The organism is Roseitalea sp. (assembly GCF_984466335.1).
Map to the genome: position 1 here is coordinate 1 of NZ_CFIFWG010000222.1, position 3,683 is coordinate 3,683.

The following is a 3,683-nucleotide window of genomic DNA, read 5'->3' on the forward strand; positions in this document are numbered from 1 at the left end:
TGATGAAGGGAATGAACATCGTCGCCGTGTAAAGATGGCGGAAGGCGCCCCGGAACGCCGCCACCAGGAGGTAGGCGACGGGTATGGCGATGAGGTGCTGGGGAATGCCGGTCGCAAGGGCCAGCCATACGGTGTTGTAGAGCGACTTCCACAGCCAGGGATCGGTGATCGCCTGCGTGTAGTTGGCCAGGCCCACAAAGCGCATGCCCGAAAGCCCGGTGACCGGGTTCCACTCCTGAAACGACAGGTAGACGGAGAAGATGAGCGGGAACGCGGTGAACACCACGAACAGGATCAGATAGGGGCTGATGAACAGCCAGGGCATCAGCCCCCGGCGGAAGGCGCGCTTGCGGTTCCTCGCAAGGCGTTCGGCGGAGATATCGGCACCGTCTGCCGGATCGGCCAGCGTGGTGTCGGTCATGGCGGCAAGTCCTCCCACGTATCGGATCGGCCCGGGCCGGCGCTCCCGCCGGCCCGGACTGTGTGCAGGCATGGCGGCCGGTTACCGGACCCGGCGCATCACAAGGCGCTCTGCATCGCGCAGGGCGGCCATGACATCCTTGCCGTCATTGAGCACTTCGAGCAGGGCGCCGTTGATGACCACGTCCTCGGCGATCAGGTCGCTCTTTTGCGGCGAGACGGCGGTCACCTTTTCGGCGATCTCGGCGAACAGCCGCCGCGCCTGCTGTCCGGCCAGGAATTCGATCGGCTCGTCGAACATGGGATCGGCATAGGTCTCCTTGAGCACCGGGAACGCGCCGATGTTGCGCAGGCCTGCCAGTTGCGCTTCCGGCGTGCCGGTGAGGAACTCGACGAAAGCCCAGGCCGCTTGCTTGTCCTCGGCCTGGCGCGGGATCGCCAGGAACGATCCGCCCCAGGCGCCGTAGACGCCGTCGGGCAGGTTGGAGACGCCCCACTTGCCGGCCGTGTCCGGCGCCATCCAGTTTTGCAGGTGGCCCAGAAGCCAGGCGCCCGAAAGCTGGGTCGCCACCGAGCCGTCCTTGAAGCCGTCATACCATTCGTTGGTCCAGGCGCCGATCTGGCCGTCAAGGCCCGCATCGCGGATGCGCTTTGCGGTCTCGAACGCGGTCACGAAACGCTCCGAGGTGATCAGCGAATTGCCCTCGGCGTCGAAGAAGAACCCGTCTCCGGGCCGCACGGTCGTGCGGATGATGGTCGATGCGACATCGGCGGCGTCGGCGATCAGATAGATGCCCTTTTCCTTCAGTGCTTCGCCATAGGCGATGTAGCTGTCCCAGTCGGCGATGACGTCCCCGATCTCCAGGCCCGCCGCTTCGAGCACGTCGCGGCGGTAGTACATCACGCCCGGACCGATATCGATCGGAATGGCGTACTGGTTGCCGTCGGCGCCCTGTCCCTGGCTCCAGGCATAGTCGACGAACCGGCCCGCCAGGGCGTCGGCGCCATAGGCGGCATCGGACAGGTTCTCGAAGCCGCCCGCATCGATGAACGAGCCGATGAAGCCTATATCGACGATGACGATGTCGCCGGCGCCCGAGCCGGTCGCCAGATTGGTGGTCAGCTTCTTGTGATGGTCGCCGTGATTGTTCATCTGGTAGGTGACGGTGATGTCCGGACGGGTCTCGGCGAAGACCGGGATCACCTTGTCCAGATGGTTGTTGAAGTCGGGAAAGCCGTCGAGCCGGATCTCGGCGGCCGAGACCGCGCCCGCCGGGATCGCGACCGTCGCAAGGCATGTCAGGACGAATTTCTTCATGGTCTCCTCCATTGAGTGTGCTGAGCCGCTCACCGGCGCGGCCCGGTCACCGTCTCCCGCTCGATGAGCTCGGCGTCGAACACGCGCCCTATCTTCGATGTGTCGGCCCCGCGCGACAGCGCCTGGGCGAGCTGGCCGCAGGCCGCCCCGATCGCGCGCAGCGGCTGGCCGATCGTCGTCAGCGCCGGACGCGTCAGGCCGGCGATCGCCATGTCGTCGAAGCCGATGACCGACAGATCGCCGGGCACCGACAGGCCCATTTCGCGCGCCGCCTCGATCGCGCCGACGGCCATTTCGTCATTGTGCGCGAAGACGGCCGTAATAGTGCCGTCGCGCTCCATCAGTTCGGCGAGCGCGCGTTTGCCGCCCTCCAATGAGAAGTCGGCCCGGACGATGCGCGAAACCGGCAGTGCGAGCCCCGCCTCCCTCATCGCCTCGGCGAAGCCGTCGAGCCGGGCGCGCACCTCGTGGAACGTCTCCGGTCCGGCCATCACGGCGATGTCGGCATGGCCCCTGGCGATCAGGTGGCGGGCCGCGATCCGGCCGCCGAGATCATTGTCCAGATGCACGCAGCGGTCGCCGAACGGTTCGAGCAGCCGGTTCATCAAGACGAGCTTGGGGGTCTTGCAAAGCAGTTCGGCCAGCGCCCCGTCGTCCAGACTGTTGGCATGGACGATGATCGCGTCGCACTGCCGGTCCGTCAGGGACCGGATGGCCCGCAACTCGCCGGCGGCGGTTTCCCTGCTGGTCTCGGCGATGACGTTCCAGCCGGAGGCGACGAGCGCCTCGTCGACGCCGTCCAGCATCAGGCCGTAATAGGGCGAGGCGAAATTGTTGACGACGACGCCGATGGTTTGCGACGAACGCCGCGCCAGATCCCGCGCGATGCGGTTGGGCCGGTAACCAAGCGCCTCCGAAGCGATCCGAACCAGATCGCGCGTCTTCTCATCGACCATGTCGGGATGGTTGAGCGCGCGCGAGACGGTCGCCGTTGACACGCCGGCCTTGCGTGAAACGTCAATTATCGTGGCCATTGCGTCGCGTCATATCGTTGTTGCCTCCCGCATAAACGCAAATGAAAACGTTTACATTCTCATATCTATCATATGAAAACGTTTACATCAAGCATTATCGTTCTGACCGCCAGTCTCCGCGCGGCCCGTCCGGCTGGCTGGCGGCCGCTTCGTGAACAAAGGCATGCAAATCCGCCAATTCATCACGCCCCACTGCCCGCAACAGAACGGCATGATGGAACGCCTGATCCGGTCACTGAAGGAACAGTGCGTTCACCGTCAGCGGTTCGAGAGCCTGGCCCACGCAAGCCGCGCGATTGGCGACTGGATCCAATTCTACAATCACCGGCGCCCGCATCAGGCCCTGGACATGAAAACGCCCACGGAGGCATTCAAATTAGCAGCTTAACCTGAGCAGATTCCGCTGGGTCGATACACGCACGCCAAGGAATCGCCTTGGTCCGTTGCCGTGGACAAAGCAAGAGCAAACGTTGCTTTTGGTATACGCATCCCGGGTAGTGTGATTATCGACCGATTCCGTCACCACAAGGTGTCTGTTGGCACTAATCCTCGCGCAGGAGAACCGCCCAGTGACGATACGCCCTTTGCCTGACAGTGACCTTGCGCGCATCGCGCCGCAGCGCGATGACATCAAGCGAGCGCGCTGTTCATCGAGCCGCGACGCACGCGTGGCCTGACCACTGAAGGTCGCAGATTCGCCTTTTCGATGATGCATGAGCGCATCCGAGTGGCAGATGAGGACTTTGCCGAGGTTCAGTTGACCATCGTGCAGTTCGGCGATCCGTCAGACGGACGCCGGGCAGTCAGGCTCCACACGGATGAGGGCGTCGAACTCTACACCCGTGAGGAGCTCGAACTCACCCGGCGGCCAGTTCGTGGTCCATGCCAAGGCCTTGCCCGGCAAGCCCTAT

4 protein-coding genes and 1 pseudogene are annotated in these 3,683 nt (G+C 64.2%); 2 read left to right on the forward strand and 3 right to left on the reverse strand.

Translation table 11 applies throughout. The features are described 5' to 3' along the window. The 3 genes from AC5E6L_RS14670 to AC5E6L_RS14680 form a co-directional block, all read right to left on the reverse strand. Positions 1-421, reverse strand: a 421-nt coding sequence (locus tag AC5E6L_RS14670; protein ID WP_491774277.1) for a carbohydrate ABC transporter permease, incomplete at its 3' end; no start/stop codon positions are given. An 81-nt stretch (positions 422-502) separates the two neighbouring features. Next, a complete protein-coding gene (locus AC5E6L_RS14675; RefSeq protein WP_491774279.1) occupies positions 503-1,738 on the reverse strand; it encodes an ABC transporter substrate-binding protein in 1,236 nt (411 codons plus the stop codon). A 29-nt stretch (positions 1,739-1,767) separates the two neighbouring features. Continuing rightward, complete coding sequence (locus tag AC5E6L_RS14680; RefSeq protein WP_491230186.1) at positions 1,768-2,772, reverse strand: LacI family DNA-binding transcriptional regulator; 1,005 nt, start codon at positions 2,770-2,772, stop codon at positions 1,768-1,770. 151 nt (positions 2,773-2,923) lie between these two features. On the opposite strand from AC5E6L_RS14680, the gene AC5E6L_RS14685 reads away from it, so the two are divergent. Further along, the gene (locus tag AC5E6L_RS14685) at positions 2,924-3,160 is read left to right on the forward strand and encodes an integrase core domain-containing protein (protein WP_491230187.1); all 237 of its coding nucleotides are present in this window, start codon (positions 2,924-2,926) and stop codon (positions 3,158-3,160) included. 285 nt (positions 3,161-3,445) lie between these two features. Further along, a pseudogene (locus tag AC5E6L_RS14690) lies at positions 3,446-3,683 on the forward strand (hypothetical protein); the annotation flags it as partial.